Raw genomic sequence first — 15,048 nt, forward strand, 5'->3', positions numbered from 1 at the left:
TTCGAACGATCCGCCGCAATTTTCCATAATCTCTGTCTGGCAAGGGTTTCGCATGATCGCGGAATCCGACAGCCAACAGGCGAACAAGGGCGACGATGTCGATGCGGTTGCGGCGCCAGCGGCGGCGCGGCGGTTCATCGCCGCGCCGCCGCTGGTGCCCGAGCAGCAATTGGTCAGGCGGGAAGGCCTGCCGCTGCTCACCTTCGTTGCCATCCTGGTCCTGGCGGGCCTCGCGCATCTGACGGGGGCGCCGATCTTCATCAGCCTCGCCTTGCTGGCAACCGGCCTCGCCGGCCTGGCCATGCATTTCCATGCCAGACGCAGCGTCCACCGTACCGTGGTACTGCTGGACGAGACCACCGCCCGAAGCCGCGCCGAGATCGAGACGCTGGCCGACCGCATGTGGGAAATGCAGGAAAGCGAGGAGCGCTTTCGCGGTCTCATCGATGCGCTGGGCGACCTCGTCATCCATCGCGATCGCGACGGCCACATTGTCTATGCCAACAAGGTGTTCGCCGATCTGGTCGAAGCCGATCAGCGCGATCTTGCCGGCAAGACCCTGGCCGAACTTGGCATCGAGGTCGGCATCGTCCCCGATGCCGCCTTTTCCGACCATGAGTGCCTCAGTTCCACCGACGTCGCCATCCGCACGCCAAGCGGCCCGCGCTGGTTCTCCTGGATCGAACTGTCGGTGCGCGACAAAGACAGCGGCACGGCATCGCATCGCGCCATCGCCCGCGACATCACTGCCCGCAAGCGCGCCGAATCCTCGCTCATCACCGCGCGTGAGCGCGCCGAATACGCAAGCCAGGCCAAATCGCGCTTCCTCGCCACGGTCAGCCATGAAATCCGCACGCCGATGAACGGCATCATGGGCATGGCCAGGCTGCTCGCCGATACCAGCCTGTCGCCGGAACAGCAGACCTATGTCGGCGCCATCTCGACCTCGGCCAGCGCCCTGCTCGCCCTGATCGAGGACCTGCTCGACTATTCCAAGATCGAGGCCGGTCGCTTCGATCCGGAACCGCAGCCCATGTCGGTGCGCGAGATCGCCGACAACATTATCGAATTGCTCGCCGCGCGCGCCTTCGCGAAGGGTATTGGGCTCGGCTGCCACGTCGAACCGGATGTACCGCAATTGATCACAGCCGATCCAGGCCGGGTCAGGCAGGTGCTGCTCAATCTGATCGGCAACGCCATCAAGTTCACCGACGGCGGCGGCGTGCTGGTCAGCATCGCGCGCGCCCGCACCGAGACCAGCGATCGCATCTGCTTCACCATCACCGACACCGGTCCCGGCCTGCGCGAAGAGGACATGGAGCGTATCTTCGAGGAGTTCGAACAGGCCGACGGCACCTCGACACGCGCACATGGCGGAGCGGGGCTCGGACTTGCTATCTCCAAGCGGCTGGTGACTGCCATGGGCGGCACGATTTCGGTCTCCAGCCGGCTTGGCCAAGGGTCGGACTTCGTCTTCGAAATCCCGGCGACGGAGGCCACCGAGGCGCCTCAGGGCCGGCAGAACGTGCTTGCCGGCAGGCGCGCGGTGATCCTGTCCAGAAACGCCGTCGAGGCCGACGCCATCGCCCGCACCATCCGCGCCAATGGCGGCACGGCCGGTATCGCCACGACCGTGGCTCAGGCCGTGCCCCTGGCCGAGGGCTGCGACGTGCTTCTCGTCGACGCGGCCATGGAGGAGAGCGATGGGAGAGTGCTCAAGCGGTTGCGCCAAGGCGGCTTTTCCGATTGCGAAGCCATCACGCTGATCGCGCCGACCGACCGAGGCATGCTTGGCGAGTTCCGCGCCAGCGGCTACGCGACCTTCCTGGCCCGGCCGGTGCGCGGTGGAACACTTTTGCGTGTTCTTTTGACCAGCCATGCGCCGGCTCTTGCCCAGCCGCAGCCGGAAAAGCGCCGCACCCCGGCGCTGCGCGCTTCAAGCGACCGCCAGTTGGGCTTGTCCGTGCTGATCGCCGAGGACAACGACATCAATGCCATGCTGGCCCGCGCCACGCTGTTGAAGGCGGGACACCGCGTCAAGGTAGTCGGCAATGGCAAGGCCGCGGTCGAGGCCGTCACCAGCGCCGGACACAAGCACCGCTTCGACGTGGTGCTGATGGACCTGCATATGCCGGTCATGGACGGGCTGGACGCCATTGCCGCGATCCGCCGCCATGAGGAAGAGACATCGGCGCCGCCCGTGCCGATCATGGTGCTGTCGGCCGACAGCCAGGAAAAGACCCGCCATGCGGTGCTTGCCCACGGCGCCAGCGGCTTCGTCACCAAGCCGCTCGACCCGGATGCGCTTGTCAACGCCGTCGAGGGCCAGGTTGCTGCTTGATCTGCTTTTTTCCAGCCGCGGCTGATGCATGCCAACCCAAAGTGGCCCCGATTTCCCGAGGGCGACATCCATGAAAACAAGGGTTTGAGGCGCGGCGACTTGATCCGTGCACGCGAGACGCACCTCGCCTCTCCTCCCCTAACGTAGCCGGTTGACCGTTTTCGCCAGCCGACGAAGTATTGCCCGCGACGCCTTATCACGGTACTGTCACAATCCTGTTGCACCTACACCGTATCCCCGTGCCAAGAGGGATGGCTCGAAGGAGAATCACTCGTGCATACAGTTATGCCGGAATGTGACACTCGGCCGAACGCCAGCAGCGCCTTGCTCGCCGGGCGTAATGTCGATTCCGTCATAAAGGGCGCGGCACTCGGCCGTATCGGCAATCTCGAAGTGCGGCTCGCGCGCAACGAGGCCGAGATCGCGGCCGCGCAGGAAGTGCGCTACCGCGTATTCTACGACGAGCTTGGCGCCCGCAAGGACCTGTTCCAGGTGCAGGACCGCCGCGACGCCGACCGGTTCGATCCGCTCTGCGATCATCTGCTCGTCTTCGACAATTCGATTTCCGGCCCCGAACACCGCCGCATCGTCGGCACTTACCGGCTGCTGCGGCAAGAAATCGCGGCCGCCGCCGGGGGCTTCTATTCCGAAGGCGAATTCGAGCTGACCAAGCTCATCGCCCGCCATCCCGGCCAGCGTTTCCTTGAGCTCGGCCGATCCTGCGTTCTGCCGGAATACCGCTCGAAGCGCACCATCGAGGCGCTGTGGCAAGGCATCTGGGCCTACATCAATCACTACGAAATCGGCGTGATGACCGGCTGCGCTTCCTTCCACGGCACTGTGCCGGCGGCGCATGCCGAGGCGCTCACCTATCTCGCCCATCACTGCCGCACGAATTCGGCCTGGGATGTGCGCGCGGTGTCCGGGCGCTATTGCTCCATGGACCTGATGCCGATCGAGGCGGTCAACACCAAGGCGGCGATCGCGGCGATGCCGCCTCTGGTGAAGGGCTATCTGAGGGTCGGCGCCCGCATCGGCGACGGCTGCGTCATCGACCGCGAATTCTCGACCGTCGACGTCTTCGTGGTGATGCCGGTCAAGGAGATCGGCGCCCGCTACGTCAACTACTATGGCGGGGAAGCGCAACGCTTTGCGGCGTAAGGGCAGTAGGCAAGACGCTACGATACACGCTTCGCTGACCACTCACTACTGACTATTCCCTATCCCCCTCCTTACGGAATATCCTCCGGCCGCCTTCCCGGCCGGCTCCTGTACGACGGAAACGACCAGCCGAAACGCAGCGCGCCGCCGCGTACGGCGAGCGCCACGACGAAGCCGGCCAACCCCGAGACGATCTGCGGCAATCCGGCGACGTCACCCAATGTGAAGATGGCGGCGCCCGCCAGAGCGGCCGTGACGTAGATCTCCGGCCTCAGCAGCACCGATGGTTCGCCGGCAAGCAGATCGCGCAATATGCCGCCGAAGGTCGCGGTCAGCATGCCGGTGATGATCGAAACCACCGGCGAACCGGTGATGGCCAGCCCCTTGGCCGCGCCCATCACCGAAAAGGCCGCCAGCCCGATGGCGTCGAGCCACAGCAACAGCTTGTAGCGGGATTCGACGCGATGCGCGGTGAAGAAGACCAGGACCGCCACCACGGCGCAGATCAGCACATAGTCGCGGTTTCCCACCCAGAAGACCGGCACATTGAGGATGAGGTCGCGAAACGTGCCGCCGCCGATGCCGGTGACGCTGGCCAGGAACAGGAAACCGATAATGTCGAGTTGCTTTCGCGAAGCAGCCAACGCCCCGGTCGCCGCAAAGACGGCGACGCCGGCATAATCGAGAAGGGCGATGGGATTCATGGCGGTAAGGGAGTATGCAGTAGGGATTAGGGACTGCGCATGAATAGCACGAAGCCGCACGATTGATACGGCTGCCTTATTCCCTACTGCCCTACTGCCCTACTGCCTAACCCCTAGCTACGCATCCTTCTCCGCCTGCTCATTCACCGGCCCCGGCTCGACCGGCGCCTCGGCGGCAATCTTCGGGCCGCCCTTGGCGACGCCGACCATGGCCGGACGCAGCACGCGCTCGCCGATCGAATAGCCCGGCTGGACGACCTGGACCACGGTGTTGGCCGGGACATCGGGATTGGGCACTTCGAACATGGCCTGATGGAAATTGGGATCGAACTTCTCGCCTTCCGGCGCGAGCTTCTTGACCCCATGCCTTTCCAGCGCCGACAGCATGGCGCGCTCGGTCAGGTCGACGCCTTCGATCAGCGCCTTGAAGCCGGCGTCGCCCGAGGCCTTGGCCTCCGCCGGAATGGCGTCCAGCGCGCGGCGCAGATTGTCCGACACCGACAGCATGTCGCGGGCGAAATTCGCAACCGCATAGGTACGCGCGTCATGCACGTCGCGCGCGGTGCGGCGGCGCAGGTTCTCCATCTCGGCCGCAACGCGCAGCGCGCGGTCCTTCAGCTCTTCATTTTCCTTCAGCAGTCGCACAAGCGCTTCGTAGTCGCCGTCAATGCTGCCTTCCGTGCGCTCGGCATTGGCCTCGACCGCCTCGGCTTCACTGGGCGCGCGTTCGTCTTTTGCCTGGTCGCTCATCGCCGTTTCCCGTCAATCTCGAATGGTATGGATTTTGTGCCCGATATCGAGGTTTGGCAGCCAAAAATCAAGGGGTAAGCGACCATTGAGCCTTTGGCCGGACCTGGGCGGTGATCAATGGCGATGCTTATATTTTAATTCAAAGTTTACTGTACTTGCCGGCTTGGCTTGCCACGGAAACGTGATGCGGGAACCATTCCCCTACTGCAGGAGTTTCGGAGCCGACACAGGATTTGAAATGATGACCCGCAACAAGGCTGAAAAGGGAGAAAGGCTCGCCGCAGAAGTCCGGCGCCAGTTCGGTGCCGAGGCGATGACGCGTTTTCTGCGTACCTTGCCGGCTTTCCGCATCGAAACCGATACTCACGACCGCTTCAGGCAATTGCTCGACCGCCTCGATCGGGTCGAGGATGGCGGTACCAGATTGCGGCGGCAATAGCTCTCGCCGCTCTTTACGCGACAATTACGCACAGTAATTTTGCGTGATGGCTGCCTTGCGGTAGCCACATGCCGCGCCTATGCTTCCTGATGAACATGATTTCCCCCGATGCGGCCGCCAATAGCAAGCGTGCCTGGTTGAAGATCTTGGCGCGCTACAAGAAGCCGGACCGGCGACGCAGCGCCGTCGAACTCGCCATCACCCTCATTCCCTTCGCCACGCTGTGGGCGCTCTCCTCGGCCGCCTATGCCTATGGCCATTGGTGGGGGCTGATCCTGATCCTCCCGGCCGCCGGGTTCCTGGTGCGCATCTTCATGATCCAGCATGATTGCGGCCATGGCTCCTTCTTCGCCAACCGCTATGCCGACGACTGGATCGGCCGCGCGCTCGGCGTCCTGACGCTGACGCCCTACGATTGCTGGCGGCGCGCCCACGCGACACATCATGCCAGCGCCGGCAATCTCGACGAGCGCGGCATGGGCGACATCACGACGCTGACCGTTGCCGAATACCGGCAATTGTCCTGGCGCGGGCGCCTCGCCTATCGGCTCTATCGCCATCCGCTGGTGATGTTTGGGCTTGGGCCGATCTGGCTGTTCATCTTCTCGCAAAGGCTGCCCATCGGCATGATGCGCGGCGGCCTGACGCCGTGGGTGTCGTCGATGACCACCAATCTCGCCATCGCGCTTGCGGCGGCCCTGCTTATCTGGACCGTCGGTCCCGGTGCGTTCCTGGTCGTCCATCTGCCGATCGTCATTCTCGCCGGCTCGGCAGGCATCTGGCTGTTCTACGTCCAGCACCAGTTCGAGGAGACGGAGTGGGCAAAGGATGACGACTGGGAGTTCCAGCATGCCGCCTTGCACGGCTCGTCCTATTACGACCTGCCGCCGGTGCTGAACTGGTTCACCGGCAATATCGGCGTCCATCATGTCCACCACCTCTCCGCCAAGGTGCCGGGCTACCGGCTGCAGGAAGTGCTGCGCGATTATCCGGAACTGCGCGGCATCGGTCGCGTCACGCTGCTCGACAGCCTGCGCTGCGTCAAACTGGCATTGTGGGACGAGAACCGCCGCAAGCTGGTGTCGTTCCGCGAGGCACGGGCGACGATGTAGAGCATTCCAGGAAAAGTGTGAGCGGTTTCCCGGGAGAAGCGCATGGCGCTTTCCCTTGGGAATTGCGTCAAAACATAGAGTTAGAGCGGTTCGCCGTTTCCGTGAAACGGGGAAACGCCCTAGAAAGACGACCGCCGCGCCGTGGGGCGGCGGCGGAAGCAAACCCTGTTCAGGCGGCTTGGCGCTCTTCGCGCATCAGGATCTCGCCATGCCGGATTTCGGTGCCAAGCACCTTCAGGCACTCACGGATGAAGTTGGACAGGCCCGGCCAGCCCTTGGCTGACACCAGATTGCCATCGACATGGGCGCCGGTCGGCGCGACGTCGATGTAGATGCCGCCGGCCAACGTCACTTCCGGCTCGCAATAGTGGAGTGCCGCCACTTCCCTGCCCCGCACGACACCATCGACCGCGATCAGGATCTGCACGCCATGGCAGATGGTGAAGATCGGCTTGCCGGCCTCGTGGAAATGCCGCACCAGCGCCTGCACCCGCTTGTCGATGCGGATGTATTCGGGACCGCGCCCGCCCGCCGCGTAGACGGCGTCATACTTGGCCGGGTCCACCTCGGAAAACGTCTTGTTGAGGATGTAGTCGTGGCCGAGCTTTTCCGTGTAGGTCTGGTGGCCTTCAAAGTCGTGCAGAGATGTCTTGAGGACATCGCCGGCCTTCTTGTCCGGGCAGACGACATGCACGGTGTGGCCGACGGCATGCATGGCCTGTTCAAAGACGAAAATCTCATACTCCTCGCTGAACTCGCCAACGAGCATCAATATCTTCTTGCCAGCCATTCCCGGTTCCTCCCTTGCGGCCATATTTATTTCGGGTCGTGAAATAATATTGCCTATTCTAAGGACAGCAGGGTCAAAGGGAAAGCGCAAATCGCCAAATTGGTATGACCAGTTTTCCGCCTTCTCGACAGAAGGCGCTTCTCGGCAGACGAAAATAGCTTCGCTGGTTCGACCAGAGCCGCAGTCAGGCCGCCGCCTTGATCATGTCCGCCGCCTTCTCGGCAATCATGATGGTCGGAGCGTTGGTGTTGCCGCCGATCAGCGTAGGCATCACCGAGGCGTCGACGACCCGCAAGGCCTTGAGCCCGTGCACCCGCAGTTGCGGATCGACCACCGCCAGCTCGTCGACGCCCATTTTGCAGGTGCCGGCCGGGTGATAGATAGTGTCGGCGCGGGCACGGATGTGGGACATCAGTTCCGCGTCGCTCGAAACACCGGCGGTGTAGATCTCCTTGTGGCGATATCTGGCCAGCGCCGGCGCCTCCAGGATACCGCGCATCATCCTGACCCCCTTGAGCAAAAGCCCGGCATCGCGTTCGTCCGAAAGAAAGCGCGGATCGATGCGCGGCGGTGCCATGGGATCATGAGTCGACAACCCGACCTCGCCGCGCGAATGCGGCCGCAGCACGCATACATGGCAGGAAAAGCCATATCCCATATGCAGCTTCCGGCCATGATCATCCACGATCGCGATGCAGAAATGCAGTTGCAGGTCGGGCCGTTCGATCGCCGGATCGGATTTGAGGAAGGCACCGCCTTCGGCATAGGGCGTGGCGATCATGCCGCCGCCATCTTTCCGCCAGCGCAGCATGTGCCGCAGCAGGCCAGGTAGGCCGCGCAGGCCGATGCCCATCATGTCGGCATCCCTAGACGTCCAGCCCATGATGAAATCGAGGTGATCTTGCAGGTTCTTGCCAACACCGGGCAGTTCATGCCTGACCGGAATGCCATGCACGGCGAGCTCGGCAGCCGGGCCAATGCCTGACAGCAACAGGAGCTGAGGCGAACCGAAGGCGCCACCACAGACGATCACCTCGCGCCTGGCTTTCGCGACGGCTTCGCCCTTCCCCGCGCGATACCGCACGCCGGTGGCGCGCTTGCCATCGAGGATGACCGCCGTGGCATGCGCTCCGGTGATGACGGTAAGGTTCGACCTGTTCATGGCCGGTTGCAGATAGGCAGCGGCCGCCGAGCAGCGCTCGCCATTGCGGCGTTCGCCCCAGAATTGCGTCACCTGATAAAGCCCGGCACCCTCCTGTTCGACGCCGTTGAAATCATCGTTGCGGCGGATCTGGTTTTCGCCGCAGGCCTCGACAAAGGCCCGGGAGAGCGGACGTGGCTCTTGCTGCTCGGCAACCCGCAGCGGCCCGTCACCGCCATGCAGGGCATCGGCGCCGCGTTGATTGCCTTCCGCCCGCCGGAAATAGGGCAGCACCTCGTCCCATGACCAGCCGTCGCAGCCGAGATCGGCCCATTCGTCATAGTCGCCGCGGTGCCCGCGCGTGTAGAGCATGGCGTTGATGGCGCTGGATCCGCCCAGCGCCTTGCCGCGCGGCTGGTAGCCCTTGCGGCCGCCAAGACCCTGCTGCGGCACAGTCTCGAACGCCCAGTTGTTGATCTTCGGCCGACCCGGCAACAGTGCGATGATGCCTGCCGGCGCGCGGATAAGCAGGTTGCTGCCCGCGCCGCCGGCTTCGATCAGGCAGACTGTTTTCGATGGATCTTCGGACAGCCGCGCGGCAAGCGTGCAGCCGGCGGACCCGCCACCGGCGATGACATAGTCGAAATCCATGACTTCCTCCCTCGTACCCGGCGGATGTTTCCGTCCGGATGACCAAGAGAAGGCTCGATTTCGGCCTATGTAAAGATGGGTGGAATTACCCCTACGTCAGCTGCGAACGCGCCGCCAGGAATACTTCGGGCCCTTGGGCTCCGGCACGGCGGCTGGCTGATAGTAAAGCCCCAAGCCGCCGGTGCGGTCCTCTTCCAGGCGCTTCAGCAGCACCGGGTTGGAAATCTCGAACTCGTCGAAGCCGAGACGCAGCATGTGCGGCAACGGATCGACCAGCACCTGGCCGGTGGCGCGAACGGCACCCTCGAAGTGGTAGCGGCTGCGCAGCAGTTCGGCCTTGGAGAAGGAGCGCCCATCGCTGAAGGCCGGGAAGACCAGCGCCACCAGCGACAGCTGGTCGAGAAGGTCGGCTATCTTCTCGAGTTGATCGCCGGGCTGCAGCACCACGCCGAGCCGCTCTTTGGCGGACCGGCGCACCTCCGGATCAAGGTCGAGGAACGCCTGCAGCGGCAGGATGAAGCGGCCATTGCCGGACAGCGCGTCGGCACTTTCGGCATGAGCCCACTCGTCCTCGCGAAAACCCTGCGGGGTCCAGAGCCGGGTCTCCGGTGTCGTCGTTTCGGTCATCAAAATTCCTAAATATTCAAACGAGCCAAGGATGTGTTGAGATTCAGGTCAGGCTGCGCCTAAAATGGCGGCTTCCGAGAACCGGAGCGGAGCGTACTTGAAGTACGTGAGCACCGGAAGCGCAGGAAGCTGCCGTTTGCAGGCCAGCCTCACCTGAATATCAGCACATCCTATAGTGATGCGTCGGTCAGCGACACTTCCAGCCCCGACAGGTGAATGCCGCACTCGGTCTTGGCATGACCGGCCCAGCGGCCGCTGCGCGCATCCTCGCCCGGCTGCACCGGTTGGGTGCAGGGGAAACAGCCGATCGACAGATAGCCATAGGCGACCAGCGGATTCTCGCGCAGCGCGTGCGCCCGCATGTAGTCGGCCTGGTCCGATGTCGTCCAGTGCGCCAGCGGATTGATGCGGATGCGCGCGCCGACCGCCTCGAACACCGGCAGCGCTGCCCGTGTCGAGGCCTGGAAGCGCTTGCGGCCGGTGAACCAGGCACGAAACGGCGCCACGCCACGCGCCAGCGGCTCTACCTTGCGCACGTCGCAGCAGGCATCGGTGTTGCTTTGGTGCAGATTGCCCGTCGGATCGATCCGCGCGAGCGCCGCTTCCTCGGGTTTGATGACCTGGATGTTGGTCAGGCCGAAATCGGCGACAAGCGCGTCGCGATAGCCGAGCGTCTCCTCGAAATGTTTGCCGGTGTCGAGGAAGATGACCGGCAGCGTGCGGTCGATCTCCGCGATCATGTGCAGCAGCACCGCCGAATCCGCCCCGAAGGACGACACGGCAGCGATCTCGTCGTGAAACAGTTCGCGGGCCGAGCGCTCGATGATCTCGATCGGCTTCAGATGGCCATAGAGCGCGTCAAATCCCGCCGCCTTGGCGGCGACGCCGTCATCGGCATCGGCGATGTGGTCAAGCGGCCTTGGTTTCGCCAGCATAGAGCGCCTCCTTGAACGGCGCGGGACCGACACGGCGGTAGGCGTCGATGAATTTTTCTTGAGGGTTGAGCCGAAGGCCGAGATAGGTCTCGACGATCTGCTCGATGGCGTCGGTGATCTCTTCCGACGAGAAGCCGCGGCCGATGATTTCGCCGACCGAGGTGTTCTCGTCGGCCGAACCGCCCAGCGTCACCTGATAGAGCTCGGAGCCCTTTTTCTCGACGCCGAGGATGCCGATATGGCCGACATGGTGATGGCCGCAGGCATTGATGCAGCCGGAGATCTTCAGCTTCAGTTCGCCGATCTCGCGCTGCCGCTCCAGCGAGGCGAAGCGTTGCGAGATTTCCTGCGCGATCGGGATCGAGCGTGCGGTGGCCAGCGCGCAATAGTCGAGGCCGGGGCACGAGATGATGTCCGATATCAAATTGGAGTTGGCCGTCGCCAGCCCGATATCGACCAGCGCGTCATAGACCGCCTTGAGGTCGGCGCGCGCCACATGCGGCAGGATCAAGTTCTGCTCATGGCTGACACGCAGCTCGTCGAAAGCGTATGTCTCGGCGATGTCGGCGACCGCCTCCATCTGGCTGTCGGAAGCATCGCCCGGCACCTCGCCGATGCCCTTGAGCGAAATCGTCACCGCCGCGTAGTCGGGATGGCGATGCGTCACCACATTCTGGTCGAGCCACTCCGAGAAGCCTTTGGAATCGAGACGCGCCAGCTTGACCGCCTGGTCGCCTTCCGGCCGATCAGTGAGCGCCGGCGGCGCGAAATAGGCTTGGATGGCCCGGATATCGGCATCCGGCAGCCTCAGCTCGGCGTCCTTCAATTCCTGCCACTCGGCCTCGACCTGGCGGGTGATTTCCTCGACGCCGGTCTCGTGCACCAGGATCTTGATGCGCGCCTTGTACTTGTTGTCGCGGCGGCCATAGAGGTTGTAAACGCGCAGGATCGCCGTGCAGTAGGACAGAAGATCGGCTTCCGGCAGGAAATCGCGGATCTTTCGTGCCACCATCGGCGTACGGCCCTGGCCGCCGCCGACATAGACGGCAAAGCCAAGCTCGCCCGCGGCGTTCTTCTTCAGGTGCAGGCCGATATCGTGCGTCTGGATAGCAGCGCGGTCGCGCTCTGCCCCGGTCACCGCGATCTTGAATTTCCTGGGCAGGAACGAGAATTCCGGATGCACCGAGGACCATTGCCGCAGGATCTCCGCATAGGGACGCGGATCGGCGACCTCGTCGGCGGCGGCACCGGCAAAGTGGTCGGCGGTGACGTTGCGGATGCAGTTGCCGCTGGTCTGGATGGCGTGCATCTCCACACTTGCCAGATCGGCCAGGATCGCCGGAATGTCCGACAGCGCCGGCCAGTTGAACTGGATGTTCTGGCGCGTGGTGAAATGGCCGTAGCCCTTGTCGTATTTGCGGGCGATATGGCCGAGCATGCGCAGCTGCTTGCCGTTCAGCGTGCCGTAGGGCACCGCGATGCGCAGCATATAGGCGTGCAGCTGCAAATAGACGCCGTTCATCAGCCTCAGCGGCCGGAACTGGTCCTCCGATATCTCGCCGGACAGCCGGCGCTGGACCTGGTCGCTGAACTCGGCGACGCGGGCCTGGACAAAATCGTGGTCGAACTCATCGTAACGGTACATGCTTCGTCTTTCAGGGCGCGTCCGCCCGTTTCACTCAAAACCTGGCTACGCCGCCCGCTCGGCCTGCTTGCCGAGATCGCCGCGGATGGTCGGGCCGGCGGCGCGGATCTTTTCACGCAGCCGCACCGGCTCGACGACACCGTCGACGACTTCCGCGTCGATCAGATTGACGTCGACCACTTCATTGTCGGCATAGGCCTTGGCGCCGATCGCCTCAAGGCGATCCTCGGCCGCCTTGTCATGGGCAAGATCGGCCTGGCCCACCGTCTCAACCCAGCCGCCATCGGCGTACCAGACGGCGATGCCATCCGTCAGGCGGTTGGCGGTCAGTATCTTCATGGCTGAACTCTCTCTGCGGCGGCTTTGGCCGCGCCTTCATTCCTATGTGCCGCAAGCGGCTCGGACCGTTCAAAATTGGCGCCGGCGACAGCATCGCCGATAATGGTCATGACCGGCCCGGAAAGATCGCCACGCGCTTCCAGCGACGGCAGGTCAGCCAGCGTGCCGTGGAAACGGCGCCGGTTGGCCAGGCTGGCATTCTCGACCACGGCCACCGCCGTGTCCGGCGACAGGCCTGCTTCGATCAGCCGGCCGGCGACTTCGGCCGCCACCGAGCGGCCCATATAGACGGCGACGGTGGCGCCGGAAATCGCGAGCTTGGCCCAGTCGGGCAATGAATTGCCCTTGAGGTCGTGGCCGGTGGTGAACACCATGGATGAGGAGACGCCGCGCAAGGTCAGCGGCAGTTCGAAATCGGCCGCCGCGGCAAAGGCCGCGGTGACGCCCGGAACCACCTCATAGGCGATACCGGCATCACGCAGTGCCGCCATTTCCTCGCCGGCGCGGCCGAACACCAGCGGATCGCCCGACTTCAGCCGCACCACGCGCTTGCCCTGCTGACCAAGCTCCACCAGCAGCGCGTTGATTTCGGCCTGGCTCTTGCTGTGGCAGCCCTTGCGTTTGCCAACCGGCAGACGCTCGGCATCGCGGCGGCCCATGGCGACGACCGCCTCCGGCACCAGCGCGTCATGGACGATGACGTCGGCTTCCATCAGCAGGCGATGCGCACGCAACGTCAGCAGATCCTCGGCGCCCGGACCAGCGCCAACCAACGCGATGTGGCCCGAAGCGGGTGCGTTCGACAACAGCAGATCCACGGCAGCGTCATGGGCCTGCGACAGCTGGCCGGCTTCCACGGCATGGGCAGGCGCACCTTGGAAAAAACTGTTCCAGAAGCGGCGGCGGGCATTGCCTTTCGGCAGCAATTTCTCGGCTGCCCCACGCAGCGAAGCGGCGAGCGTCGCCAGCGAACCGAGCGATGGCGACAGCATCTGATCGATGCGGCCCCGCAGCATCTGGGCCAGCACCGGGCCGGCACCTTCGGTTCCGATGGCAATGGCGACCGGCGCGCGGTTGACCAGCGCCGGGGTGAAGAAGTCGCAGAGTTCCGGCCGGTCGACGGCATTGACCGGAATGCCCAGCTCGCGCGCGTCCGCCGCGACGCGGCGGTCGAGCGTCTCATCGCCGCTGGCGGCAAACACCATGACCGCGCCTTCCAGCTGCGAGGCGTCATAAGCTGCCGCGACATGGCTGGCGCCGGACTGAGCGATGAAGGCAAGCAGCTCCGGCTCGGCATTTTGAGCGATGATGCGCAGCACCGCGCTCGACTGTCCGATCAACCGCGCCTTGGCCAGGGCTTCGTCGCCACCGCCGACAATGGCCACGGCTTCGCCCTCGACCCGCACGAAGACGGGGAAGGCATTGAGCTTGGCATTGGCCTGCGGCATGGGAAAAGCAATCCGAGAACAGTGTCGCAGTTTTACGCCCGGGCGCGAAAAACCAGAAGCAAAGCACTCGCGCATCCTGTGATGGCAGGCAATCGCTTTTTCGCAACTGCGAAAGGCAGGAGAAAAATATTCCACATCTGGGGTGCGGGCGGATTCAAGCCGCTGAAGCGAGCCTTGATTTCAGGTCTTTTTAGCCACCTGCCCCCTATCTGGCAAAACAGTTTTTTCTAATTTCTACCAACTCAGTAGATTAATGTCGCCCGCTTACCGATCGCCCGTTCAACCGCCGGCGGCGCCGCCGTCGCTTTGCGGGAGAGGGGTTGGAACGTTGCCGGGTTGATACGCGTTCCGCAGCGTAGCCATTCATCAAAAAGGAGCGCTTTCATGGACACAATCAAACTGAGGCACGGCATCTGGGTCCTGGTGGCCGACGGTGAAAAAGCGCTCTTGCTCAAGAATGCCGGCGACAACAAGTTTCCAAATCTCGAAGTCGTGCAGGTGATGGAACAGGAGAACCCGCCCACCCGTGAACAGGGAAGCGACAGCCCCGGCCGGTATAATGACGGCCCGTCCGTGCACCGCAGCGCTGTCGAGGATACCGACTGGCACCGTATCGGCAAGGAACGCTTCGCGGAAGAGATCGCGGCCCGCCTGTACAAACTCGCCCATGGTGGTGAGTTCGACAGCATCGTGCTTGTCGCCCCGCCGGTGATGCTCGGCGCCATGCGCAAGAAGCTGCACAAGGCGGTCGGTGACAAGGTGACGGCTGAAATTCCAAAAACCATGACCAACCACGCCATCTCCGAGATCGAGGCCATGCTGCAGGCAGCCTGACCGCAGGCGATGGATCCCAAAGCCAATGCCACAGTGAGCGCGAAACGGACCGCCGGCCTCTCTGCCGCCGGTCGAGCATTTTGCCGCCGCACCGTCGATTTTCGCACCCTGCGGGTTGCATCACCGTCACC

The 15,048-nt window shown here is 63.7% G+C and carries 14 protein-coding genes; 5 read left to right on the forward strand and 9 right to left on the reverse strand.

What is annotated here, in order from left to right:
* The first annotated feature begins 52 nt into the window (after nucleotides 1-52).
* Both D3242_RS17180 and olsB read left to right on the forward strand, forming a co-directional pair.
* A complete protein-coding gene (locus tag D3242_RS17180) occupies nucleotides 53-2,341 on the forward strand; it encodes a PAS domain-containing hybrid sensor histidine kinase/response regulator (protein ID WP_019861209.1) in 2,289 nt (762 codons plus the stop codon).
* Between the two features lie 285 nt (nucleotides 2,342-2,626).
* Entirely contained in the window at nucleotides 2,627-3,502 is an 876-nt protein-coding gene (olsB, locus tag D3242_RS17185) for a l-ornithine N(alpha)-acyltransferase (RefSeq protein ID WP_010911504.1), read from the forward strand.
* Between the two features lie 71 nt (nucleotides 3,503-3,573).
* On the opposite strand, the gene D3242_RS17190 is transcribed toward olsB, so the two are convergent.
* Both D3242_RS17190 and grpE read right to left on the reverse strand, forming a co-directional pair.
* Nucleotides 3,574-4,206, reverse strand: coding sequence for a trimeric intracellular cation channel family protein (locus D3242_RS17190; RefSeq protein WP_019861210.1), 633 nt, complete (start codon nucleotides 4,204-4,206; stop codon nucleotides 3,574-3,576).
* 117 nt (nucleotides 4,207-4,323) lie between these two features.
* Nucleotides 4,324-4,956: a nucleotide exchange factor GrpE gene (grpE, locus tag D3242_RS17195; protein WP_019861212.1), complete on the reverse strand. Its 633-nt coding sequence runs from the start codon at nucleotides 4,954-4,956 to the stop codon at nucleotides 4,324-4,326.
* 238 nt (nucleotides 4,957-5,194) lie between these two features.
* Here grpE and D3242_RS33950 point away from each other — a divergent pair, with 238 nt between their 5' ends.
* Nucleotides 5,195-5,395, forward strand: a complete 201-nt coding sequence (locus D3242_RS33950) for a hypothetical protein (protein ID WP_019861213.1) — start codon at nucleotides 5,195-5,197, stop codon at nucleotides 5,393-5,395.
* 89 nt (nucleotides 5,396-5,484) lie between these two features.
* Complete coding sequence (locus D3242_RS17205; protein WP_027047402.1) at nucleotides 5,485-6,507, forward strand: fatty acid desaturase; 1,023 nt, start codon at nucleotides 5,485-5,487, stop codon at nucleotides 6,505-6,507.
* A 169-nt stretch (nucleotides 6,508-6,676) separates the two neighbouring features.
* Here the strand turns inward: D3242_RS17205 and D3242_RS17210 are convergent, their stop codons facing one another.
* The 7 genes from D3242_RS17210 to cysG all read right to left on the reverse strand — a co-directional run bounded on the left by D3242_RS17210 (nucleotide 6,677) and on the right by cysG (nucleotide 14,083).
* Nucleotides 6,677-7,297, reverse strand: coding sequence for a DJ-1/PfpI family protein (locus tag D3242_RS17210; protein WP_010911510.1), 621 nt, complete (start codon nucleotides 7,295-7,297; stop codon nucleotides 6,677-6,679).
* A 184-nt stretch (nucleotides 7,298-7,481) separates the two neighbouring features.
* Nucleotides 7,482-9,089 carry a GMC family oxidoreductase gene (locus D3242_RS17215; protein WP_019861215.1) on the reverse strand — a complete coding sequence of 536 codons (1,608 nt, stop codon included), beginning with the start codon at nucleotides 9,087-9,089 and terminating at the stop codon, nucleotides 7,482-7,484.
* Between the two features lie 96 nt (nucleotides 9,090-9,185).
* Entirely contained in the window at nucleotides 9,186-9,716 is a 531-nt protein-coding gene (locus D3242_RS17220) for a DUF934 domain-containing protein (RefSeq protein WP_019861217.1), read from the reverse strand.
* 170 nt (nucleotides 9,717-9,886) lie between these two features.
* Nucleotides 9,887-10,651: a phosphoadenylyl-sulfate reductase gene (locus tag D3242_RS17225; protein ID WP_064980892.1), complete on the reverse strand. Its 765-nt coding sequence runs from the start codon at nucleotides 10,649-10,651 to the stop codon at nucleotides 9,887-9,889.
* Nucleotides 10,626-12,296 (reverse strand): nitrite/sulfite reductase, encoded by a 1,671-nt coding sequence (locus D3242_RS17230; RefSeq protein WP_019861220.1) that lies wholly within the window; start codon nucleotides 12,294-12,296, stop codon nucleotides 10,626-10,628. The genes D3242_RS17225 and D3242_RS17230 overlap by 26 nt, the downstream gene beginning before the upstream one ends.
* 45 nt (nucleotides 12,297-12,341) lie before the next feature.
* On the reverse strand, nucleotides 12,342-12,635 hold the full coding sequence (locus D3242_RS17235; protein WP_019861221.1) for a DUF2849 domain-containing protein: 294 nt from the start codon (nucleotides 12,633-12,635) through the stop codon (nucleotides 12,342-12,344).
* Nucleotides 12,632-14,083 carry a siroheme synthase CysG gene (cysG, locus tag D3242_RS17240; protein ID WP_019861222.1) on the reverse strand — a complete coding sequence of 484 codons (1,452 nt, stop codon included), beginning with the start codon at nucleotides 14,081-14,083 and terminating at the stop codon, nucleotides 12,632-12,634. The genes D3242_RS17235 and cysG overlap by 4 nt, the downstream gene beginning before the upstream one ends.
* A gap of 384 nt (nucleotides 14,084-14,467) precedes the next feature.
* Between cysG and D3242_RS17245 the strand changes: the two genes are divergently transcribed.
* A complete protein-coding gene (locus D3242_RS17245) occupies nucleotides 14,468-14,917 on the forward strand; it encodes a baeRF12 domain-containing protein (protein WP_019861223.1) in 450 nt (149 codons plus the stop codon).
* The last annotated feature ends 131 nt before the right edge of the window (nucleotides 14,918-15,048 follow it).

It is taken from the genome of Mesorhizobium jarvisii, from assembly GCF_003601985.1.
GTDB lineage: Bacteria > Pseudomonadota > Alphaproteobacteria > Rhizobiales > Rhizobiaceae > Mesorhizobium > Mesorhizobium jarvisii.